Origin of the sequence: Rhizobium bangladeshense (assembly GCF_017357245.1) — a bacterium.
Lineage (GTDB): Bacteria > Pseudomonadota > Alphaproteobacteria > Rhizobiales > Rhizobiaceae > Rhizobium > Rhizobium bangladeshense.
The window spans coordinates 397,301-419,653 of record NZ_CP071613.1 but is presented as its reverse complement, the minus strand read 5'-3'; the positions used below and the strand labels follow the sequence as shown (position 1 = coordinate 419,653).

Here is a 22,353-nt window from a genome sequence, read left to right as displayed (position 1 = left end):
TTCGACACCTCAACGCGAGGCGGGCAGGCCGTATATCTTCTCGATATCGTCGAGCATCAGGTTTGCCGCGATAATGCCGCCGGCCGTATTCCAGACGGCGTCGCTGACGGCCTCGACCTTGCCTGCCTTGACGACGGCAAGGTTCTTCCACAGCGGATCGGAGGTCCAGTCGGCCGCGGCAGCGGCGGTCTTGCCGTCCCCGGTATCATAGACGAGGTAGAACAGCCGATCGCCCTCGAATTCCGGCGTGCGCTCCTTAGTCACCTCGTCGGCGAATTCCATCCGGTCCTGGTTTGCCGGCCTGTTAAAACCGACCTGGCTCAATATATTACCGGCAAAAGTATCCTTCAGCAGGATCCGGGTGCGGCCGGGCATGAAGCGCACCAGCGAAATCTTCTCGGCCTTCTTATTTCCCAGCGCCTTGCTGATCGCCGCGACGCGATCGTCATAGGCCTTGAAGGCCGCATCGGCCTCCGGCAGCTTGCCGACGGCCGTGGCGTAGAGCTTCATATTGCCCTTCCAATCGCTCCTGATCCGCTCGGAAAGAACCGTCGGCGCGATGGCCGACAGCTGGGAATAGATCTTTTCCTGCCGGAACTTGGTGCCGAGGATGAGATCGGGCTCCAGCGAGGCGATCAGTTCGAGGTTAACGGCCGACTCGTCGCCGACGACGGTGACGCCGTCCATCTGCTTTGCGATGTGCTCGTACCAGGGCTTGCCCAGCCACGAGCGCACGGCGCCAACCGGCGTAATACCGGTCGCAAGCAGCGCTTCCGTTCCCTCGTTGGTCAGGACGACGATCCTCTTCGGCGCGTCCGGCACTTCGGTTACACCCATGGCATGGGTGACTTCGCGTGCACTCGCCGCGGCGGCGGTGATGAGGGACAGGAAAGCCGCGATGGCCGCGAACAGGATGGATCTCGTACGCACAAACGCCTCGAACTTGACAATCGGATGATTTTCCGACCAATCGATCGGGCCATAAGATGAGATGTATTATCCACTTAAAGTCAAGCTGAAACCGTGCGCCCGATTGCCCTCTCCACTTCTTCCCGTCCCGTGATATCGCTGACGATCGCACTATGGGCGGCGCTGACGGTTACCATCGTTGCGAGCGTGGCGCTGGGCTACCGGCAATATTCGCCGGCGGCGATCTGGAACGCGATCTTTTCCTTCGACGGCTCGGAAAGCTCTGTTGTCATCACCACGCTGCGCCTTCCCCGCGCCCTTCTCGCACCGCTCGTCGGCGCTGCTCTCGGGGTCGCCGGCGTCCTGACCCAGACACTGGCACGCAACCGCATCGCTTCTCCCGATACGCTCGGCATCAATGGCGGCGCCGCGCTCGCGGTGGTCGCGTCGAGCGTCTGGTTCGGTGTCGGTTCGGTCGCCGGGATGTCGATGGCTGCCATCTCCGGTGCACTCGCCACCAGCCTGCTCGTCTTTGGCGTCGCCGCCAGCTCCGGAGGCTTCTCGCCGATCCGCATCGTGCTGGTGGGCGTCACCGTCGGAGGCCTCGGCTATTCGATCGTCCAGATCATCCTGACCACCAACGAAGCCCAGCTCAAAGAGCTGCTCTTCTGGCTCACTGGCTCGTTCGCCGACCGACCGATCGCCTTTGCCCTCGGGGGCGCGCCCGTGGTTCTGGCGGGTCTTTCGGTCGCATGGATGCTAGCGCAGCCGCTCGATGCGCTGCAGGCTGACGACACGACGGCGGCAAATCTCGGCGTGCCGCTCGCCGTGGTGCGCTGGGCCGGCTTCCTCACCATCTCGCTGCTGACCGGCGCCAGCGTCTGCATGGCAGGCCCGGTCGGCTTCGTCGGTTTCGTCGTGCCGCATGTGGCCAGACGCTTCGTCGGCCTCAACCATCGCCGCCTCATCGTGACCTCGGCGTTGATCGGCGCCATCTACGCCACGGCGGCCGATATTCTCGCGCGGTTCATCATCTACCCGGCCGAGGCGCCTGTCGGCGCGATCACCTCGACCGTTGGCGGGGTGGTTCTGCTCGTCCTGCTTAAGCGGAGAGCGGCATGATGGCCCGGGCCGGCTCGCTCGCCGCCTCCAGAGCGCCGCTGACGCTCGCGGCAATCATCCTCCTCTTCGTGGCTCTCGCGCTGACGGGGATCGCTTTCGGATCCACCTGGATCCCGCTCGCTCAAGTATGGGACGTGCTTTTCGGCGCAGACATCCGCGGCAAGACGGTCATCATCCTGCAGTTCCGCCTGCCACGCGTGGTGATCGCCGCCCTGGCAGGCGGCGGCTTTGCGGTCGCAGGCTATCTTCTCCAGCGCGTCACCCGCAATGAACTTGCGTCGCCCGGCATACTCGGCGTCGTCGACGGCGCGGCGCTGGCGGTCGTCTGCTTCCTCGCCGCACTCTCCAACGAATCCAACGCCCTCGTCACATCGGTCGCCTATCAGCCGGTCGCCGCCGTCGTCGGATCGGTGCTTGCAATCTTCACCGTCTTCGCATTTGCAGGCCGGCAGGCGGCGTCGGCGATCCGTCTGCTTCTCTTCGGCACCGCCGTCGCCGCGGTTTTGAAATCGCTGACCGTGATCGCCATGCTCGTCGGTCCTGTCTACCAGGCAGGACAGGCGGCCCGCTGGATTGCCGGCGCCGTCAACGAGATCAACTGGAATGAAATCCGCATCACCGCGGTCGGTATGCTTCCGCTCGTGCTGATCGTGCTGATCGTGGCCCGCAGGCTGCCGCCGGCCGATCTCGACGAGACATCAGCGAGAAGCGTCGGTCTCGACCTGCCGAGCTTCCGCATCCAGATCTTCGTCCTTGCGGCGGCCATGACCGCGCTTTCCGCTGCCTTCGTCGGCGGTGTCGGCTTCATCGGCCTGATAGCGCCGCATCTCGCGCGCCGGCTGATCGGGCGAACCGTCCATTTCGGTCTTATCGGCAGCTTCTTCATCGGGGCCTCGATGCTGGTCGGCGCGGATCTCCTCGTGCGAGTGCTCTTTTCGCCGACCGAAGTACCCGCCGGAACGGTTCCGGCCGTTATCGGCGCCCCCTACTTCCTTTATCTCCTGATGAGAAACCAGCGCCATGACTGACGCCGCCGCCATCGACAACGTGATCTCAATCGAGGAGCTCAGCCTCGACTACGGCAAGCTCAACGTCCTCCACTCCCTATCTCTTGCCATCCCCAGGGGCAAGATCACGGTGCTTGCGGGCGCAAACGGCTGCGGCAAATCCACTTTGCTCCGAGCAATCCGCAGACTTCACAAACCGAGCAAGGGCCATATCCTCCTCGAGGAGTTGAACCTTCACAGCCTCGGCGAAAAGGCGCTCGCCAGGAAAATCGGGCTGCTGACCCAGAGCCCTTCGGCACCCGAAGACATGACGGTGCAGGAGCTCGTCCGCCTCGGCCGCTATCCGCACCAGACGCTGCTGCAGCCCTGGAGTGCCGGCGATGGAGAGGCGATCGAGCGGGCGATGGCCGGCACTGGCGTCGGGCATCTCAGCGATCGCAGGCTAGGCTCGCTCTCGGGAGGACAGCTGCAGCGAGCATGGATTGCGATGGTGCTGGCGCAGGAGACCGACATCATCTGCCTGGATGAGCCGGTCAACCATCTCGACCTCGCCCACCAGCTCGAATGCCTGGAACTGGTTCATCGTCTCAAGGAACAATTCGGCAGAACCGTCGTGCTCGTCCTGCACGATCTCAATCTCGCGGCACGCTACGGCGATAGGCTGGTCTTTCTCAAAGGCGGGGAGATCGTCGCCGCCGGCGCGCCGGCCGATCTCGTTACCGAAGAGAGGGTCGCCGAGGTTTTCAGCGTACAGGCGAGGATCATCACCGATCCCGTCCATGGCAGACCGCTTTGCATTCCGCTTCGCCTTGCCGGGAATTCGCCTGGATGAGGCAAGCGGCGGAACCGATAAGATCTGGCCGGCAATATTGTCGGTTATCTACCCTCAACGATCAGTTGGCTTAGCTCGAATCCTCGGATCGTTTTCGAAAAGATGGACCGTGCGCGACATGGGCCCGATTTCCGCTCCGCTCGATGACCGGTCGCGACCGCTGATATAATGGGTGCGCGCTTTTGCCGAACAATCCGGACTGGTGGAAGTGGGCGCGCCTCGCGTTCCAGCGCTTCGCCCTCTCGCAGGCCGGCAGCCTCGAGACCGGGGACGAGCTGATCATCGATACCGCTCACCCGCGGAAACTGCTGCAGCTCAATTTCGCCGGACCGAAAAAGCCCCAGCTCCGGCTGCGCAGCTACGACTATCACCACGGCCTCTATTGAGCTGCCCGCCGAGAACGAACCGGTTCACCCAGCGAGCTTGACGATGCCGTAGGGATTGAATTTGAACTCGTCTACTTCATAGACGGAATCGAAGGAGAGGCTTGCGCCGCGCGCCGTGAGCGTCGGATCGAGACCTTTCTTGCCGATTTCGTCGGCAACTGCATCCATGATGGCAACGACCTGCCTTTCGCTGCCGGCCGTCACCGGGACATAGACCTCCGGCAGCCCCACCAGGTGGAAGCCGACGCTCTCCAGATATCCGCGCGCCGAGAGCGGCCGCTTCGCAAAGGCCAGGCGGCCGATGCGCCGCTGGGCGAGCAGATCGCCGGCACCGTGCGCTTCGGCTCCCTGCCGGATCAGCTCTCTCCATCGATCCAGCCCATGCGCGATGCCCGCACTTTCTCCCTTGACGGCAACCGCTCCCGCCTCGATCAGCCGCTCGACGAGACGCAGCGCCGTCATCGACACCTTCACAGTTTCTGCCTTCGCCATGCTCGGCCCGAGGACATAGAGGACGGACTGATGATCGGCGACGGAATGCTCGTCCGTCTCGCTCCATGCATCGGGTTCGACCCGATCCCAGCAGACGTCGAATGACCTTCCCATACGCTCGTCCGGCTCGCCTTGCGAATAATCCTCGTCGACGCTGAATCCGGTGGCAAAGTCACGAATCGCTTGCCCTGCCGCTTCGGACAAGCGGCTGAGGTCGCGATCCCGCCCGAGAAAACACAGGACATGCCGGGGCGTCACCGACGACGCCTCCTCCTGGGTCACCGTTTCCGGACTGGCTTGCCCGGCGAAAGACGGTTTCCAGCCGATCATGGTCCATAGGGACCCCAAAAGCGCGCGACGCAGGATATGCAAGATCGATGCCTCCGTTCGGTCGGATGTTTTTGTTTACAGCTTCCGCTTGTAAACATATGGCGCCCGGAACGAAAGCGGGATCTCGCCGCCACAGGTCTTGGATTCCCTGATGCCGGAAGTCCTGGTTGAGCGGCAATTCGCCTTTCGCATGCAGAACGGCTTTGCGCCGGCAGACTCGTCAATCGGGGATGCGCCGATCTTCGCAACCAAGTCCTCGGCCATGTCGGTCCGCACTCTTATCCCGGCGCAATGGAGACGACGACGCCGTCGCGCCCAAAGCTCGAGTTGGCAACATAGATCAGGGCGGCCCTGGTCGCGCTATAGGGCATAACCGCGTTGGCCGGCGCGGCTTGCCATATTGACGATCCGCCCGCCGCCATTCTCCCGGAACTGCATGAGCGCTTCATACCAGAGGTCAGCCGCCGCGATGAAATTTACCTGGAGCTCCTCCCGGCAGGCGGCCAGACAGTCGGAGGGATCGGCATCGACCGAGGTGCGGATGTCGGCATTGTTGACGCGGCGTGGATGCGCCCCGCCGCTGCGAGCGCATCACGCCACAACGCAAGGCGCCGTCGAACCGGAGAGATCGGCCTGAGCGATCAGTCCGTTTCCGTCGATCTTGCGGAGCAGGGCTTCCGCTCCTTGCCTGTCGCGACCATAATGGATGTCGCGCTAGGACCGCTTAGAGCTACGGAGTGATCAGGTGAACATCAAAAGCATCGGATTTGTCGGAACCGGCGTCATCACCGAGGCGATGGTTCGCGGGCTTCTCGCTGAACCGACCTATGCTTTGGAGATTCACGTCTCTCCACGAAGCGCCCACATCGCGGAAACGCTGGCAGGGGAATTCGCCGCCGTGAAGATTGCCAAGGACAATCAGGACGTCGTCGATCGCAGCGACATGGTGTTCCTGGCAATACGGCCACAGATCGCCGAGGAGGTCGTGCGCGCGCTTTCGTTCACGGACGGACAGATGGTCGTCAGCGTCGTCGCGGCGACGGAGCGCCAGGCCCTCATCGATTGGGTCGGCGCGAACGTGCGCCTCGTGCAGGCGATCCCCCTGCCCTTCGTGGCAGCTCGCCAGGGCGTGACTGCAATCTATCCGCCTGATGACTCAGTCGCAGCGCTGTTCGACACACTTGGAACGGCCGTGCAATGCCAGTCGAGAAAGGAATACGATCTTCTCGCGGCCGCGAGTTCGATGATGTCGACCTATTTCGGGATCATGGAGACGGTGGCCGGCTGGCTTGAAGGGAACGGCCTCGAAAGAGCAAAGGGCCACGCCTACATTGCCCCGCTTTTTGCAAGCCTGGCGCAGAAGGCGAGCGGCCCTAGCGCCGAACCCTTCAGCACGCTGAGCCGCGAATTCGCGACCAGGGGCGGCCTGAACGAGCAAGTTCTCTCCGACTTCGGCAGGAAGGGCGGCATCGCCGCGCTGACCGCCGCCCTTGATGGCGTGCTCGCCCGCATCGAGGGCCGCAGCAGCTGAATAACGTCGATCCGCAGCGAAAATGCCTAAGATTGCGCTCATAGATGCAAACAGGTCCTGCAACATGCTTCTCGCATCCATGATCATCTTCGGCGCCGTGCTTTCAACGCGTGCCTGGATGCCTTGGAACTGAGCCGCCAGAACCGTAAGGCCACAACCTAGTTTTACAAAAATATTGAACTCCGCATCGCTTACCAAAACTGGCGCACACGACCTCATCCGCAGAAGGAGGCGGGGGTGTGCGCACGACAACTCTCGAATGCGTCGGGGCTGTCGGCAAGGGCGATTAGCTCTGCCCATTCCAGACTCGGGTTGCAAGAATCGAAGGAACACAATTCAGGTCTGACGATAGTCGAAAACTACTCTTGATAGAGAAAAACTTGCGGCCCATTGGTCGGAAGAATGACAATCTTCCTCCGGCCTGCTTGTGCCGGCTTATCCCCATCTCATCACCCCCAATTAGCTATCGGTGCAACCGTAACATTTCGGCCGCAGTTGATGTTCAACAGCGCCTCAATCCGCTTCGATGACGCCTCGATCACCCAGAAGGCGCTCGACTATGCCGGCTCGAGGCAGGGCGTCACGGGCAGCGAGCTGGCGCAACCGCTGAAGGCGCTCGTGCAGATCTTGATGGCGCAGCTCAACATGCCGGAGCTGCAGAATCAGGTATCGGCCGCCGTCAGCACCTGCTTGACGGACCGAAGAGCCTGACGATCAGCGCCGCCCCGGAAAAACCGGTTCCCGTTCCGATGATTGTGGGCGCCGCCATGGGCGCGCCGAACACCATTCCTTTGGTCTCGGCGTCAAGGTATCGGCGAACGATTAAGCCCAGGATTCGTTTCAAATCGCCACTGCGGGAGGCGGGCCGTTCGTCGATCCGCCCCGAACTTTCCAAACCAGCAAGCACTTTGCCGAAATTGCTCTAAAAAGTAGGCGGCGTGCAGGCGCTGATGACCTCGCAGGGCACCGGCCCCACGCAGCGAAACCGGTGCGGGCGCCGGCTGTCGAAATAGTAAGCGTCGCCTGGCCCCAGCACGCGCCGTTCGTCGCCGACCGTGACCTCGAGCCTTCCAGAGAGCACGATCCCGCCCTCCTCTCCCTCGTGAACAAGTGGGATTTTTCCGGTATCGGCGCCCGGCTGGTAGCACTCCTTGAGCATTTGCAGGCTGCGCCCGAACAGGGTTTCGCCAACCTGCTTGTAAGAAATGGCACCCTTGCCGATCTCCACGAGCTCCTCGGCGGCGTAGAAGGCCTTTTTCGGACGCTCGGGTTCGAACGCGAAGAATTCCGCCAGACCGATCGGAATGCCGTCGAGAATTCGTTTCAAGGCGCCTACCGACGGATTGGAGGCGTTCGATTCAATCAGCGAGATCGTCGAGTTCGGCACACCGGTGCGTTTGGCGAGCTCACGCTGGGAAAGCTTGTGGGCGAGGCGAAGATGACGAAGGCGGCTGCCGATGTTTATTGACATGATGCGTCCGTTTGCGTTGTCCAGAATAGCTAAAACTTGTCAGATGAGCTGCTACCTTTCAATGGTTTGCGGCGGGTAAGAAAAGGACTTGTTTGCAAGGAGGAAATCATCATTCTCGGTCCATCCCGGGGAGGCCAGAATGGACCAGCTGAACAAGACGAACGCGCCCGTACTCGAAAATTTCTGGATGCCGTTCACGGCGAACCGGCAGTTCAAGGCCGCGCCGCGCCTCTTGGCCGCGGCGGAGGGAATGTACTACACCGACGTCGATGGAAACCGGGTGCTGGACGGGACGGCCGGGCTCTGGTGCTGCAACGCCGGTCACGGCCGCAGGAAGATCGCCCAGGCGGTCGAGCGGCAGCTTGCCACCCTCGACTATGCCCCGACGTTCCAGATGGGCCATCCGATCGCCTTCGACTTCGCCGCGAAGCTCGCCGCAACCGCGCCAGGCGGGGCTGACGCCAAGCTCGACAGGATCTTCTTCACCGGCTCGGGCTCGGAATCGGTCGATACTGCTCTGAAAATCGCCATCGCCTACCAGCGCGCCATCGGCCAGGGCACACGCACACGGATCATCGGGCGCGAAAAAGGCTATCACGGCGTCGGCTTCGGCGGCATTTCCGTTGGCGGCCTGGTCAATAATCGGCGGGTCTTCCCCCATATACCCGCCGACCACATGCGCCACACGCTCGACGTCGAGCGCAATGCTTTTTCGAGAGGGATTCCCGCGCATGGCGTGGAACTGGCCGATGATCTCGAGCGCCTGGTGCAGTTGCACGGCGCCGAAACCATCGCCGCTGTCATCGTCGAGCCGATGTCGGGATCGGCGGGCGTTATCCTGCCGCCGAAGGGTTATCTGGAGAAGCTGCGCGCGACCGCCGACAAGTACGGCATCCTGCTGATCTTCGACGAAGTCATCACCGGCTTCGGACGTCTCGGCACAGCTTTCGCGGTGGATTATTTCGGCGTCGTGCCCGATCTGGTCACCGCGGCAAAAGGCCTGACCAACGGCGCCATTCCCATGGGCGCGGTCTTTGCCAGCCGTAAAGTTCATGACGAACTTATGATCGGACCCGACAATGCGATCGAGCTCTTCCACGGCTATACCTATTCAGGCCATCCGGTCGCCTGCGCGGCGGGGCTCGCCACCCTCGAAATCTACGAGCAAGAAAGGCTGCTGACGCGTGCATCGGACCTAGCCGAATATTGGCAGGACGCGCTCCACTCGCTGAAGGGCTTGCCTAGCGTCATCGACATCCGCAATCTCGGACTGGTCGGCGCGATCGAACTGGCGCCTCGCGATGGAGCACCGGGAACCCGCGCCTACGACGTCTTCGTCGATTGCTTCAAGAAGGGCCTGCTGATCCGCGTGACCGGTGATATCATTGCGCTGTCACCGCCGCTGATGATCGAGAAAGACCAGATCGACACGATCGTCTCGACGATCGCCGATGCGCTGAAGCGCGCGGCATAGTCTGCCGACAATAGGAGCGGTTCAGCTTTTCAAGGAAGCGCAGAACCGCTCTAGCTTTACGCAATTGCCGGCAAAAGCGCTTCGCGCTTTGCCTGGGAAAACCGCTTCGCACTTTTCCTGGATTTGCTCCAACCGACGCGGTGGTGAACCAGCCGCCGCACGACTACTCTATAGGTTCACCGCGCCCTCGCGGCATGTCTCTTCAAGGCCCTTCTAGCGCTTCACGGTCTGCGACGGCAACTGGCCGAAGCGCTTCCTGTAGTCGGCTGCAAATCGCCCGAGATGGGTGAAGCCCCATCTCAACGCGATTTCGGCGATGGCCTGCGTTCCGTCTGATTCCAGCAGCTCGCGATGGGCGGCAACCATCCTGATTTCATGCAGATAGGCGGTCGGAGTGGTGTTCCTGAACTGACGGAATCCTTGCTGCAAAGTCCGAACGCTTACCTTGGCCGCCATGGCGATCTCGCTGAGCGAGATCGGTTCCGCGATGTGTTCCTGCATGAAATCCATGGCCCATTTCACATGGCGCGGGGCCGGGAGCGGAGCGGCACGCGCCAGTTCCTCCGAATAGTGATGGGGGCATGTCTCCAAAAGCAGGTACACTGCCGCATCGCAGAGCGATCTGACGGCCAGTGGCGAGCGTTGCAGCAAGCCGTTGCCACTGAGACCGCTGTGGAGGTTCGAGACGAGTTGCTGCAGGAGGAATCCCGGACCGGCCGTCAGATCGATGTCGGTATGGAAGCCGACATCGCCGTTGATCGTCCGCTCGCACATATGGGTGAGCTGCGCGGCGATCTTGCCGCGGTCGATGAAGAGGCAGAAATGACTGCGGGGGCCGACGATCCTCGTTCCACTGACGCTGCCCTGTTCCAGGATCACGCCGCGACCGGGTACCGAATATATCGGCTCTTGCTTGCCGCCGAACCACATCATCCCCTGCTTCGGCAGGAACATAGCCAGTTTATCGGCCACCCCTTCCCGCTTGCAGAAAATCGTGCCTTCATAAGAGCAATCGGCCACGCTGACATCTTCCATCGAAATGAAATTGCAGCGATATGCAATGGGCATCGTGCCTTCGGTCGAGACCCTTATCGTGGATCTCGGCGTCGACAGTGCTTCCGCGAGCTGATCCGCGTCGGTTCCGTTCTGCACCATTGCCCGAAACGACATATTCGCTACGGCCGACGATTGGACCACGCTGCCAGGGGCATGCCGATCGGGGCTAACGGACATTCGTGACCTCCTACAGTGATGCCCGCAAGTGACAAGCATGTACCATATCGTTCATTCCTCCTGTCGTCCATTTCGCGTCAGCCGTATCGGCTAACGGCAAGATCCCTGGCGTCGATATCGGGCGTGCGGCCGCCGACGAGGTCGCTGATCAGCCGGGCCGAACCGGTGCTCATGGTCCAGCCAAGCGTGCCGTGACCGGTATTGAGGAACAGGCCCTTGATCTTCGTCGGACCGATGACCGGCGTACCGTCCGGCGTCATCGGACGCAGGCCGGACCAGAAGGAAGCCTTGGAAACATCGCCGCCGGGGAAGAGATCGGTGACGGAATGCTCCAGCGTGCTGCGGCGGGCGAGACCGAGATCGTTGGTATAGCCTGAAATCTCAGCCATGCCGCCGACGCGGATCCGGTCGCCGAGCCGGGTGATCGCAATCTTGTAGGTTTCGTCCATGACGGTCGATTCCGGCGCGCGTGACACATCGCTGATCGGGATGGTGAGGGAGTAGCCCTTGACCGGATAGACCGGCAGGCCGATGCCCAAGGGCTTGAGCAGCAGCGGCGAATAGCTGCCGAGCGCGACCACCACCGCCTCCGCATCCATTCGCCCGCGGTCGGTGATAATCCCGCGCATGCGGCCCTCTTCGACGTCGAGCGCCTTGATCGTCGTCCCATAGGTGAAACGGACGCCGAGCGCCTCGGCCTTGGCGGCGAGCGCATTGGTGAACTTGAAGCAGTCACCGGTTTCATCCTTCGGCGTCAGCAGGCCGCCGACGATCTTGTCGCGTACAAGCTTCAGTGCCGGTTCGACGCGAATGCAGCCGTCCCTGTCCAGCACCTCATAGGGAATGCCGTCGGCAGCGAGCGCCTTGACGTCCTTAGCCGAGGCATCGAGCTGCTGCTGCGTGCGAAACAGCTGCAGGGTTCCCTGCATGCGCTCGTCATAGGCGATGCTGGTTTCGGCGCGGAGCTCGGCGAGCGCGATACGGCTGTAGTCGGCAAGGCGCAGCATGCGGCTCTTGTTGATCGCGTAGCGTTCGGAGGTGCAGTTCGACAACATCCTCGCCATCCAGGAGAGCATGGCCACATCGAATTTCGGGCGAAGGATGAGCGGCGCATGTTTCATGAACAGCCACTTCATCGCCTTCATCGGAATGCCAGGGGCCGCCCATGGCGAGCAATAGCCGAAGGAGACTTCGCCGGCATTGGCAAAGCTCGTCTCCAGCGCCGGCGCAGACTGCCGGTCGACGACGGTAACCTCATGGCCTGCCTTGGCCAGCTGATATGCGGATGTGACACCGACGATGCCGGCACCAAGAACGATGACTTTCATGATGTCCCCAAAAGGATGGAGCCAGCCGGCTCTCAGCAATATTGCCTGTGATACCGATCGCCGAGACCGGTCAGAATTTCATAAGATATGGTGTCGGCATCGCGCGCAATATCCTCAAGCGTCTGATGCGGACCGAGCACCTCGACAAGACTGCCGAGCGTCAGCGCGCCTTCGGGCAGCGCCGACATATCGACGGTGATGCTGTCCATCGAAACGCGGCCGACGATCGGCAGGCGCGTGCCCTCGTAATAGACGGCGCCGCGGTCGCTGAGGCAGCGCGGCAGGCCGTCGGCATAGCCGGCGGCAATGGTGGCGAGACGCATTTGCCGTTGCGCGACATGCGCGCCGCCGTAACCAACCTTCGTGCCTGATGATACGGTCCGCGTCTGTACGACGGCAACATCGAGGCTGACGACCGGCTCCATCGGGTTTATCGCGCCGGCGCCTGGAGCGCCGCCGTAAAGTGCGATGCCCGGCCGGGCGAGCACGCCATGATAGGCTTTGCCAAGGAAAACGCCGCCGGAATTGGCGAAGGAAATATCGAAGCCTGGAAATTCGTCGGCGATGCGGGACATTACTGCCAGTTGATCGCTGTTCTGCTGGCCCTCGGTGTCATCTGCCGAAGCCAGGTGGCTCATGATGAACAGGACTTCGATGTTGGTGCCGTTGCGAAGGGCTGTCGCCAGTTCCGCCCTTTCTTCCGGGGGAAAGCCGAGCCGCGACATGCCGGTGTCGAATTGCAGGACAGCAGGCAGGCAGCGCTTCAGCGCGCACGCCGCTGACGACCATTGCTGCCACTGGGCGAGCGAATTGAGAACCGGAACAATGCCCATCTCGGCGCAGGCAATTTCATTGCCCGGCTGCAGGCCATTCAGCACGAAAATCTGGGCGTCCTGTGCAAGCACCGGCCGCAGCCTCGCGGCTTCGACGAGTTGGGCAACGAAGAAATGCCGGCAACCTTGGCCGTATAGCGTTTTCGCCACCCGTTCCGCGCCGAGGCCATAGGCATCGGCCTTGACGACGGCGCCAGCGCGAACCGGAGCCAGCATCGACACGAGCTTCCGATAATTGCGGCCGAGTGCGGCAAGATCAATCGTAAGATAGCCTGAGGCTCCCTGCGCGATCATGGCAGTCCGTGCATGGGAATCCAAAATATCGCCGTCCATGTTCACCCTCTTATTTCCAGACAGTGTATGGAAGAATCAGCGACATTGCCGGTCAATCTGTGACCGTTTATTGCAATCTTTGCAGTTTATGCGCATGATTGACGAAAATTTGGAACAATCGATCATGCCCGCCCTTGACACGACAGATCGCAACATCCTGAGGCTGCTGCGCCTCGACGCCCGGATGAGCAATGCCAAGCTTGCCGCTGAGGTTGGCCTTTCGCCATCGGCCTGCCTCAGACGCATCAAGATCATGGAAACGACTGGCGTGATCCGGGGCTATACGGCGCTTCTCGATACCAGCAATGCGGATGCGATGATTGCCGTTATAATCAACATCACTCTCGAACGGCAGACGGAGGACTATCTCGACCGTTTCGAGGCGGCCGTCCGCCGCCATCCGGAGATCCGCGAATGTTTCCTGATGACGGGAGGATCCGACTATCTACTGCGCGTGGAAGTCGCCAATGCCGGCGAATTCGAACGGATCCACAAGGAAATATTGTCGGCCATGCCAGGCGTCCTCAGGATTCACTCCAGCTTCTCGATTCGAAACGTCCTGGCAACGCGCGGCAGAGGCAAACGCTGAGACCAGGAAAGCTTATATCAGTTCGAGCGCAATCGCCTTGGCGACGGCTTCGCTCGTCGTGGCGACCGTCAGCTTCCGGCGCGCCGAGGCGAGATAGAGCTGCACCGCGCTGAGCGAAATGGACAATCGGGCGCCGATCTGCTTTGCCAGAAGGCCATTGGCGGTCATCTCCAGGCATTGAACCTCGCGGCGCGACAATTGCGGAACATCCGCAGCCTCACGCATCCCCGACAAGACCATTGCCCGGTCGTGGAGGTGGTGGGCGAGATACTGAAGGTCCCGCATGCTGTCCATCCGAAACTGCCGCCAGTAGGCATCAGGATGCGTGGATGTCACGGTAAACAGCGACCGCTCCCCCCGCGGGCCCCGCACCGGGAGGGTCACACCCTGCCGGCCGACGCCGAAGGCCATGGCTTCCTTGAAGAAGCCGTGCACCCGGCCCGAATCCCATTTCGAAGCGGACCATTCCACAGGCAGGAAGCCGCACCGGCCGAGACGCACGACAGGATCGATGCTGAAATAGTCCCGCTCAAGATATTGTTTCACCCATTCGGGCGGATAGGTCAGCATCAGCAACGGGATGGTGGCATTGCCGCTCGAGGAGCGGGTCACATGCAGAACCATATGCGAGATGGCGTAGATGTGGCGGACTTCGTCCAGCGTTGCCTCCAGATCTCGCATTGTGGGCGATGCGGAGATCCGGTCCAAACTATAGAAAAAACGAGAACTGCTCAGCATGAGTGGACTCGTGGTTGTGTGTTTTCCGAACTTCTCGCATTGGTAACATTTCGCGAGAGCCGAGAACAGGGTATTTTTTAGCAACCATGGCGCGACATGAAGAACAGGTTAAAGGCTGACCATCCCACTTGATGGCGGCGGGACAGCGGCTGCGCTTACCGCATGCCGCCATCGACAAGGGCTCCGGCAGGATTGGGAGAGGCTTGCTCCAGAAGTCGGGACAGGTTGGCCCGAAGTGCTCGACAGTTCTCCGCCGTCACATCCCACAGGCCAACATACAGCTTGCCGATCTCCGGCCGGGATCGGGCAAGCGCCGTTGGCCTCCAGCCGATCTTGCGGTACACAGCAATCATTGCGACGTCATAGACGCCGACAATGCTCTCGATACCGGTGTCGAGCGCAAGATCGCAAAGCCCTGAGAGCAACTCCGTGGCGACTGCGCGCGATTGCTCCATTTGCCCGACATGCGGATGAAGGCAAAAGCGGGTACATTCCCAGGTCGTCGGGCTATCGACGTCGATGGGCTGATCGAAGAAATGCCGGAACTCGCTTTTGAGCATCGTCGCTCCGGTGGTCGGCAGCAGGCGCAGCGAACCCGTCAGCGTGCCGGAAGGGTGATGCGTGACGAGATAGACGGGATCCTCGGCCTCGTCGTATCGGTCCCTCTCCCATTGATCCCGGACATCCACCTGCCATCCCAGCCGATCGCGAAAAACGGCGGCGCGAGCCCGAAACATTTCATCGAAAGCACGTCGATCGGTATCGAGCATGTCTTTGGTGAGTATCCGCAACATATCCGTCCCTCCTGATGTGCTGACGTTTCACAACAGGAGGCCGAGCGGGGGCAATCTGGATATTTCACCAGGTTGACCAGTGCCTGGCTTTGCCTTCCCCTTCCATAAGAAGTTTCTGATGTTCGTCGATCGAAAGCTCTTGGTTATCCCGAGCAAGAAGAGGGAGGATTCTTGATGACCTACGACATGGCACGCGGCAGACGTATTCGAGAGGCAATATCCCGGGGCAAGTTCCGGAAAGTTCACGCCTTGGCGGCCGAATTAGACGTGTCCGTCGCCGCCGTCTCACGCTGGCAGAATGGCGGTCATACCTCGCTGGAGAGCGCCTGCGCGCTCGCTGACCTGCTGGATGTCTCCCTCGACTGGCTGCTGCTCGGGCGTGGCACTATGGACTGGCATAGGAACAGCGCGATCTCCCCCGCGGAACTGCAAATGATCCTGGCGTTGCGCAACCGGTCTGCGGCAACACGGTCCAATCTCGTTGGGCTGGTCGAATCCATCCCGCCGGAGCACCCGTAAAGCCAAGCGCAATTCCCTGAGATTTTTTGACCTGAGATCAACACGTTCAGGTTGCCAAAATACAAAACGTCGACGATCTTTCCAGTTAAAGGTGCAACTGAAGCGAGGGTAGACGGCCAGCCACCCTGCCCTCCTCAGAGACCTTGTGTTCACTCTCAACGCCCATTCGACCGCAATATTTCTCTCATCCGGGTCCGGAACGTTTCCTTGATCTGGTCACGGCAAGTCTCAACCGATTTTGGAGTCAGTCGATGACAGTTGCGCTTTGGAGTCAGTCAATGACGGGTGCGAACCCGACCCATATCGGCGCCAATGCGCCTACGGTAAAACCGCGGCCTGCCTTCGCGCAGACCGATCTGGTCGCATTATCGCGCTATTTTTCTCTTCTTATGATGCGCAACATCACAAGCGATGGCTATGTCATCGAGGATCCCACATCGCCCGGCGTCTTTTCGGCCCCCGGCTGCGTCATCGCCGCACCCTCCTATCCAGCGAACACGCCGGGTGTCGACCAGGACTATGTTTTCAACTGGGTCCGCGACGGCGCCATTACGGCCATCGAGATCGCGCTAGCCGGATTGCTGCCCGTCCCGGGCGGAGTTTCGCCGAGCCTGGTCGACTATGTAAACTTCGCCGCGCTCTGCCAAGCGAATGCCAAGAATTCCGCGACCGTCACACTTGGCCGCGCCTGCTTCACCATCGCCGGCGAGGTTCGCCCGTGGTCGGAGCAGAATGACGGGCCGGCCATTCAGTCGATCGCGATCATGACGCTGTTCGATCAGTTGGATGGCGCCACGCAGACGATCGCCAAACAGTTGGTCGAGGCCAACCTCGCTTATCTTCTCGAAGTTTACCAGAACAAGACCACAAATCTCTGGGAGGAATATGAAGGCTATTCGTTTTTCGCCAGAGCCGTACAGCTGCGCTTTTTCCGGGAAATTTCCACAAACACGATCGGTATTGCGGTGCCTGCCGGGGTGGCCGATGCCATCTCGTGGCTGGAAAGCCAGCTGGCGACCCACTGGAACGGGCAGCTCTATGTCAGCATTCTGGATGCCGCGGAGCAAGCCGGTTATGACGCGAACATCGATATCGTCTCTTCGGTCTGCTATGGCGGGATCGAGCCGACCGATACCAAGCTTCTGGCAACGGCGGCCATTCTGCGGCGCCAGTGGGCCGATCCTTCGTCTTCGAACTATTACCCGGTCAATGGCGCCGACGCGGCCAAAGGGCTCGGACCACTCTTCGGGCGCTATCCAGGTGACCATTACGATGGCGATGTGGCAGCTCCAGTGGTCGGCGGGCATCCCTGGGCTCTGTGCACCGCCAACTTCGCCGAGTTTCAATATCGGCTTGCCAATGCCATCGATGCCAGCGGCGCCATCCCCCTCGATCAGTTCTCCGAACCCTTCTTCGCGGAACTCGGACTTGGCGCATCCAGCAGCGCCGCCGAAGCGTCGGCTGCCCTGCGGGCTTCGTCTGACGCCATGCTGCGCGCCATCGTCTATCACAGCGATCACTATGAGCTCAGCGAACAGTTCGATGGAACCTTCGGCTACGAGAAAAGCGTCCGGAATCTGACCTGGAGCTATGCCTCCTTTCTCTCGGCAGTCAGAGCCCGCGCCGTCGCGCCGGCCGCCAAGTCCAAGCCCCGAAACCCTCGCGGCGCGAAATCATGACGATGGAAGGCCCTAGGGCCTGAAATCTCGATTGAGTCCAGAACGGCATCGTTCGCAAAGCCCTGATGCGGCTTGGGATTAATGGAGGATCAAAGTGCTTTTTCCCCTCGAATCGGCAATAAGAGCCGATGCCAAGACCGTCGCAGAGTCTGGCGACTACGATATCGTGATCGTCGGCAGCGGCATTTCCGGAGCAATCATTGCCAAGCAGGCTGCGGAAGCGGGCAAACGTGTCCTTATCCTTGAAGCCGGAACCGGTGCCAATAGTACTCTGGCAGGCTATGACAATCTGCTGACGACTTTTTATTCGGCAGCCTCCAAGGACAACCAGTCGCCCTTTCCGCTGAATGCGAACGCGGCCATACCCCGCAGCCCGCAACTTCGCAAGCTGCAGGCGGGGGAAACCGATAGCTCGAACTATATCGTTCAATCCGGCCCTTATGTCAGTGATACGGTATATACCCGTATTTTCGGCGGAACGACCATGCACTGGGAGGCGAAAACGCCCCGTCTGCTTCGCTCGGATTTCACAACGCGCACGCTTTTTGGCCAGGGGCTGGACTGGCCGCTGAGCTTTGAGGAAGTCGAGGAGGATTACCGCCTGGCCGAGCGGGAAATCGGCGTATCGGCAAATGTCGAGGATCAGCAATATCTCGGGCAGACGTTCCCGGACGACTATGTCTTTCCCATGCGCGGCATCCCGCTTTCCTATCTGGATCAGCAGGTCAACAAAGGCATCGAGGGCACCAGCGTCGAACTTTACGACAAGACCTATCCCCTGAAGGTCAGGCCCTATCCGCAGGGGCGCAATGGCATACCAAACCCGGCCTATGACGGTGGGAAGGGCTACCGTCCAATCGGCGCAGTCGATACACATCAGGTCGAAGAGGGTGGTCGCTGCCAAGGCAACACCAACTGCGTACCGCTCTGTCCCGTGCAAGCGCGCTACCACTCCGGCAAATCACTTGCCAAGGCGTTCGCTGTAAGCGGGGAAAGGGGCGAGCGGCTTGTCGAATTGTTGCCGCAGGCGGTCGCATCGAAAGTCAACATCGATCCGGATAGCGGGAAAGTCCGCTCTCTCTCGGTCAAGATTTACAAGGACCCGGCCTCACCGGCCCACGAGACCATCACCGTGAAGGGCAAGATTTTCGTGCTTGCGGCAGGCGCCATCGAAACGGCGCGTCTTATGCTGGCCTCCGGCCTGCGCAGCACCAGCGGTCTTGTCGGACGCAATCTGATGGACCACGCCTACCTGCTGAACTGGGCACTGATGCCTGAGATCTGCGGCACGATGCGCGGAACGAGTTCGACGGGCGGTATCGTCGACCTGCGGGACGGCCCTTTCCGGGAAAAGCAGGCCGCCTTCGCCATCGATATCCATAACGATGGCTGGGGTTGGGCCACGGGTGCGCCGACCTCCGACCTTCTGGAACTGGTGGATGATCGCAACCTCTATGGCGCGGATCTTCGGCGCGGCATGGTCGACCAGGTTTCGCGGCAGTTGCTGCTGGCGTTCATGATCGAGGTCATGCCCGTCGAAAGCAACCGCATCTCGGTGGATCCGCAATATACCGATGCTCTGGGCAATATGCGGCCCATCCTGTCCTTCACGGTTCCGGAATATACCATGAAGGGTGCCGCCTATGGCCGCCAGTTTGCGCGCACCGTCTTTGCGCGCCTCGGCGCGCGGGACCATACCCATTACGACCCCAACGATTACGGCTATGTGGCCTATGAGGGACAAGGCTATGCGATCCGCGGCGGCAATCATCTGGCCGGCACCCATATCATGGGAACGACGAAGACCAATTCCGTCGTGGACAAGAACCAGCGCAGCTGGGACCACGAAAATCTCTATCTTGTGGGCGGCGGCAGCATGCCGACGATCGGCACGGCCAATGTCACCTTGACGCTGGCCGCCATCTGCTTCCGAAGCGGTCGCAACATTCTCAAGTCTCTGCATTGAACGAAGGCCGGCATCCAGCGCGCAAACGAACCGATGGTTCGATGCAAGCGACAAGAAGCCGGCCGGTGCACCCAACTTATCTTTCACGGAGCATGAGCATGGATTCCTACAGTATCAAGACGCTCGATGAGCTGAAAGAGTTCCTCTACCGGGCGATGCAGCTCGAACATGCGACGATTCCGCCGTATCTGACGGCGCTTTACTCGATCAAGCCCGGCGCCAACCAGGATGCAACCCAGGTTTTGCGCGTGATCGTCGTGGAAGAAATGCTGCATCTGACGATCGCGGCCAATATTCTCAATGCCATCGGCGGCAAGCCGGATCTTGTCAGGCCGGACTTCGTAGCGAGATATCCCGCCGCCCTGCCGGACGGCGAGACCGATTTCAAGGTCGGCATCCAGGCTTTCGGCCGTGAGGCGCTAGCGACCTTCCTGAAGATCGAGCGGCCGGCCCAACGTCCTGAACATCTCGTCGGCAAGGGCCTGATATACCGCAAAACTCCGCCTGATATCACCGCGCTTGCCAGCCATCCGAGGCATGAGGACTTCCATTTCTACAGTATCGGCGAGTTCTACTCGGCGATCGCGGAAGGCATCAAATACCTGGAAGCGGAAGCGCATGGGGCGGGCACAACCATCTTTACCGGCGACGGGTCGCGCCAGATCACCTCGGAATATTATTACTCCGGCGGCGGCGAGCTGTTTCCCGTGACCGATCTGAAAAGCGCCTTGGAAGCCATCGAGCTCATCATCGAACAGGGCGAGGGCGACGGCGGCGGTATCTACGAAGATGACGACCACGAACTGGCCCACTACTATCGTTTCGAGGAACTGGTCAAAGGCCGTTACTACCAGAAGGGCGACCAGCCCGGCCAGCCCACGGGTCCGCACCTGCAGGTCGATTGGGAGGGCGCCTATCCTATAAAAGAGAACCTGAAAGTGGAGGACATATTCGAGGGTTCGGAACTGCGTGAGGCGGCGATCGCCTTCAACACCCGCTATGGCGAATTTCTCCAGCTTTTGACGCGAGCCTTTAACGGCCAGCCCAGCCTGCTGCTGGAGGCCGTTCCGATGATGTTCGAATTCCGCAACATGATCCTCGAACTCATCCGCAATCCGCTGCCGAAGCACCCCGGTAAGAACGGCAGCCCCACCTATCAGATCCCCGGCGGCATCAAACAACCAGCCGTCACCCGGCAGGCGGAGGTGAACGCATGACCAGCCGTTTCGAGCCATTTCTGGGTCTTTCCGCCGAATTGACGGCCTTCTCCCACTTCGATCTTCTGGGAACCGGCCTGGCGGAAACCTATCTCGCCACGCTCGACAAGGTGGTCGGCGGCGAGATCACCGACGCGCTGCTGGCCGCGTTCACCGCCCTGCCACCGCCGGAAAGTAAGGCGCGTATCCAGGCAGTTCGCACGACCATTCTCGGCAATGAATTGCTGGGAGACGTGGCCCGCGCGCTGATCAAGCTCTGGTATTCCGGCACCTGGTTCGAGCTGTCCTCCGCCTGGTCGGAGCGCTTTGGCCCCAGGCCTGCGAATATCACCTTCGTCGTTTCTCCCGATGCCTACATCGAGGGGCTGCTCTGGAAGGCGATCGGAGCCCACCCTGCAGGCGCCAAGGGGCAAGGTTTCGGCTCCTGGGCCTTTCCGCCGAAGATTCCGGCTTTTGCTCCGGCTCTCGATTTCCAAAACCTGACCTGACGTCACGTCCGCTCGTCTTCAAAGAACTGGATCATTGCCATGACGAAATATCTGCATCGACTGACGCCCGCCAAAGTCTGGCTCGGCGTCATCCCCACGCTCTGGTGGAATGACGATTTCATCAACATCGACATTGGCATCCCCTATGAGCAGGCTCTGAGTGAAATGGCGCTCGCCGGCTATGTCGGGTGCGGCGTCGGCCATAAATATCCGACGGATCCGAAAATCCTGCGCCCCGTCCTCGAACTCAGGGGATTGCGGATTTCCGAGCCTTGGGTGAGCACTTACTTCACCATCAAGGCGATGAATCGTCACACGCTTGAAAGCGTCGATGCTCAGCTCGACTTCCTCGAAGCCATGGAAGGCGGCAGCGACGATCCGCGCAGGGCCGATCTCGTCGTCGCCGAGTTTGGCGGAGCGGTCAATCCGCTTCCGGTCGCCCTGTTTCCCAATTGCCCCGAATTCTCCGAGGACCAGTGGAAACAGCTGATCGAAGGCCTGCATGCAGCCGGAGAGAAAGCCAGTGCCCGCAACCGCCGGCTCTGCTATCACCCGCATCTCGGAACCGGGGTGATGAAGACGGAAGCGATCCACCGGCTCATGGACGAGACGGATCCTCGCCTGGTCAACATGCTTCTCGATACAGCGCACCAGGCGGCCGCCGGTGTCGATCCGCTGGCGCTGGCCAGAAAATACGCCCACCGCATCAAGCATGTTCACCTGAAAGACATTCGCGCCGAGGTGGTCACGAAGATTCACAGGGGAGAATTGTCCTTCCAGCAAGGGATCGAGGCGGGGATCTTCACCGTGCCGGGCGACGGCTCCATAGAAACCTTTCCGGAAATACTCGATGCGTTAGCAGAGGCGGATTTCGCCGGGTGGATCTGCGTCGAGGCAGAGCAGGATCCGGCCAAGGCCAATCCGCTGCAATACGCGAAGATGGGCCGCGAATATCTGCGCAAGCTGCTTGGATGGTAGCCCTGCGCGGACGGACCGTTTGTTTCAGCCCTACGGCAATGTGAATGAGATGGGACGGATCTCCGCCTCATTACAAAGCCAGTCGAGACATCATCTGAACCACG

21 protein-coding genes and 2 pseudogenes are annotated in these 22,353 nt (G+C 60.8%); 14 read left to right on the top strand and 9 right to left on the bottom strand.

Annotated features, from left to right (window positions below; translation table 11 throughout):
- Positions 1–9: 9 nt before the first annotated feature.
- Entirely contained in the window at positions 10–930 is a 921-nt protein-coding gene (locus tag J2J98_RS22910; protein ID WP_246569437.1) for an ABC transporter substrate-binding protein, read from the bottom strand.
- 93 nt (positions 931–1,023) lie between these two features.
- On the opposite strand from J2J98_RS22910, the gene J2J98_RS22905 reads away from it, so the two are divergent.
- The 4 genes from J2J98_RS22905 (at position 1,024) to J2J98_RS22890 (ending at position 4,256) form a co-directional block, all read left to right on the top strand.
- On the top strand, positions 1,024–2,031 hold the full coding sequence (locus J2J98_RS22905) for a FecCD family ABC transporter permease (RefSeq protein ID WP_246569436.1): 1,008 nt from the start codon (positions 1,024–1,026) through the stop codon (positions 2,029–2,031).
- Positions 2,028–3,059, top strand: coding sequence for a FecCD family ABC transporter permease (locus tag J2J98_RS22900; RefSeq protein ID WP_138394518.1), 1,032 nt, complete (start codon positions 2,028–2,030; stop codon positions 3,057–3,059). Before J2J98_RS22905 ends, J2J98_RS22900 begins: the two co-directional genes overlap by 4 nt.
- Positions 3,052–3,870, top strand: coding sequence for an ABC transporter ATP-binding protein (locus J2J98_RS22895; RefSeq protein WP_064708537.1), 819 nt, complete (start codon positions 3,052–3,054; stop codon positions 3,868–3,870). Before J2J98_RS22900 ends, J2J98_RS22895 begins: the two co-directional genes overlap by 8 nt.
- Before the next feature lie 182 nt (positions 3,871–4,052).
- A complete protein-coding gene (locus J2J98_RS22890) occupies positions 4,053–4,256 on the top strand; it encodes a hypothetical protein (protein ID WP_207603224.1) in 204 nt (67 codons plus the stop codon).
- A 24-nt stretch (positions 4,257–4,280) separates the two neighbouring features.
- Here J2J98_RS22890 and J2J98_RS22885 read toward each other — a convergent pair whose 3' ends face one another.
- Together J2J98_RS22885 and J2J98_RS22880 are read right to left on the bottom strand one after the other, a co-directional pair.
- Positions 4,281–5,120, bottom strand: a complete 840-nt coding sequence (locus tag J2J98_RS22885; protein WP_207603223.1) for a hypothetical protein — start codon at positions 5,118–5,120, stop codon at positions 4,281–4,283.
- A 192-nt stretch (positions 5,121–5,312) separates the two neighbouring features.
- Positions 5,313–5,786, bottom strand: a pseudogene (locus tag J2J98_RS22880) (SDR family NAD(P)-dependent oxidoreductase); the annotation flags it as partial.
- Positions 5,787–5,823: 37 nt separating this feature from the next.
- Between J2J98_RS22880 and J2J98_RS22875 the strand changes: the two are divergent.
- Complete coding sequence (locus J2J98_RS22875) at positions 5,824–6,609, top strand: pyrroline-5-carboxylate reductase (protein WP_064708533.1); 786 nt, start codon at positions 5,824–5,826, stop codon at positions 6,607–6,609.
- 492 nt (positions 6,610–7,101) lie between these two features.
- A pseudogene (locus J2J98_RS22865) lies at positions 7,102–7,435 on the top strand (hypothetical protein); the annotation flags it as partial.
- A gap of 96 nt (positions 7,436–7,531) precedes the next feature.
- Here J2J98_RS22865 and J2J98_RS22860 read toward each other — a convergent pair.
- Positions 7,532–8,080: a cupin domain-containing protein gene (locus J2J98_RS22860; protein ID WP_064712285.1), complete on the bottom strand. Its 549-nt coding sequence runs from the start codon at positions 8,078–8,080 to the stop codon at positions 7,532–7,534.
- Between the two features lie 139 nt (positions 8,081–8,219).
- Between J2J98_RS22860 and aptA the strand changes: the two genes are divergently transcribed.
- Positions 8,220–9,554 (top strand): omega-aminotransferase AptA, encoded by a 1,335-nt coding sequence (aptA, locus tag J2J98_RS22855; protein WP_207603222.1) that lies wholly within the window; start codon positions 8,220–8,222, stop codon positions 9,552–9,554.
- Positions 9,555–9,767: 213 nt separating this feature from the next.
- Here the strand turns inward: aptA and J2J98_RS22850 are convergent, their stop codons facing one another.
- The 3 genes from J2J98_RS22850 to alr form a co-directional block, all read right to left on the bottom strand.
- On the bottom strand, positions 9,768–10,787 hold the full coding sequence (locus tag J2J98_RS22850; RefSeq protein ID WP_207603221.1) for an AraC family transcriptional regulator: 1,020 nt from the start codon (positions 10,785–10,787) through the stop codon (positions 9,768–9,770).
- 77 nt (positions 10,788–10,864) lie between these two features.
- Positions 10,865–12,115, bottom strand: a complete 1,251-nt coding sequence (locus J2J98_RS22845; protein WP_207603220.1) for a D-amino acid dehydrogenase — start codon at positions 12,113–12,115, stop codon at positions 10,865–10,867.
- Between the two features lie 32 nt (positions 12,116–12,147).
- Positions 12,148–13,281 carry an alanine racemase gene (gene alr / locus J2J98_RS22840; protein ID WP_207603219.1) on the bottom strand — a complete coding sequence of 378 codons (1,134 nt, stop codon included), beginning with the start codon at positions 13,279–13,281 and terminating at the stop codon, positions 12,148–12,150.
- 124 nt (positions 13,282–13,405) lie between these two features.
- On the opposite strand from alr, the gene J2J98_RS22835 reads away from it, so the two are divergent.
- Positions 13,406–13,870: an Lrp/AsnC family transcriptional regulator gene (locus J2J98_RS22835; protein ID WP_207603218.1), complete on the top strand. Its 465-nt coding sequence runs from the start codon at positions 13,406–13,408 to the stop codon at positions 13,868–13,870.
- A 12-nt stretch (positions 13,871–13,882) separates the two neighbouring features.
- On the opposite strand, the gene J2J98_RS22830 is transcribed toward J2J98_RS22835, so the two are convergent.
- Together J2J98_RS22830 and J2J98_RS22825 are read right to left on the bottom strand one after the other, a co-directional pair.
- Positions 13,883–14,608, bottom strand: coding sequence for a helix-turn-helix transcriptional regulator (locus tag J2J98_RS22830; RefSeq protein WP_207603217.1), 726 nt, complete (start codon positions 14,606–14,608; stop codon positions 13,883–13,885).
- A gap of 155 nt (positions 14,609–14,763) precedes the next feature.
- Positions 14,764–15,402, bottom strand: a complete 639-nt coding sequence (locus tag J2J98_RS22825) for an acyl-homoserine-lactone synthase (protein WP_064708526.1) — start codon at positions 15,400–15,402, stop codon at positions 14,764–14,766.
- Between the two features lie 174 nt (positions 15,403–15,576).
- On the opposite strand from J2J98_RS22825, the gene J2J98_RS22820 reads away from it, so the two are divergent.
- The 6 genes from J2J98_RS22820 (at position 15,577) to iolE (ending at position 22,249) form a co-directional block, all read left to right on the top strand.
- Positions 15,577–15,921 (top strand): helix-turn-helix domain-containing protein, encoded by a 345-nt coding sequence (locus tag J2J98_RS22820; RefSeq protein ID WP_064708525.1) that lies wholly within the window; start codon positions 15,577–15,579, stop codon positions 15,919–15,921.
- A gap of 251 nt (positions 15,922–16,172) precedes the next feature.
- A complete protein-coding gene (locus J2J98_RS22815) occupies positions 16,173–17,600 on the top strand; it encodes a glycoside hydrolase family 15 protein (protein WP_207603216.1) in 1,428 nt (475 codons plus the stop codon).
- A 94-nt stretch (positions 17,601–17,694) separates the two neighbouring features.
- On the top strand, positions 17,695–19,566 hold the full coding sequence (locus J2J98_RS22810) for a GMC oxidoreductase (protein ID WP_207603215.1): 1,872 nt from the start codon (positions 17,695–17,697) through the stop codon (positions 19,564–19,566).
- A 98-nt stretch (positions 19,567–19,664) separates the two neighbouring features.
- Positions 19,665–20,783 (top strand): ferritin-like domain-containing protein, encoded by a 1,119-nt coding sequence (locus tag J2J98_RS22805; protein WP_207603214.1) that lies wholly within the window; start codon positions 19,665–19,667, stop codon positions 20,781–20,783.
- On the top strand, positions 20,780–21,271 hold the full coding sequence (locus J2J98_RS22800) for a hypothetical protein (protein ID WP_207603213.1): 492 nt from the start codon (positions 20,780–20,782) through the stop codon (positions 21,269–21,271). Before J2J98_RS22805 ends, J2J98_RS22800 begins: the two co-directional genes overlap by 4 nt.
- A 39-nt stretch (positions 21,272–21,310) precedes the next feature.
- Positions 21,311–22,249: a myo-inosose-2 dehydratase gene (iolE, locus tag J2J98_RS22795; RefSeq protein WP_207603212.1), complete on the top strand. Its 939-nt coding sequence runs from the start codon at positions 21,311–21,313 to the stop codon at positions 22,247–22,249.
- Positions 22,250–22,353: the final 104 nt, after the last annotated feature.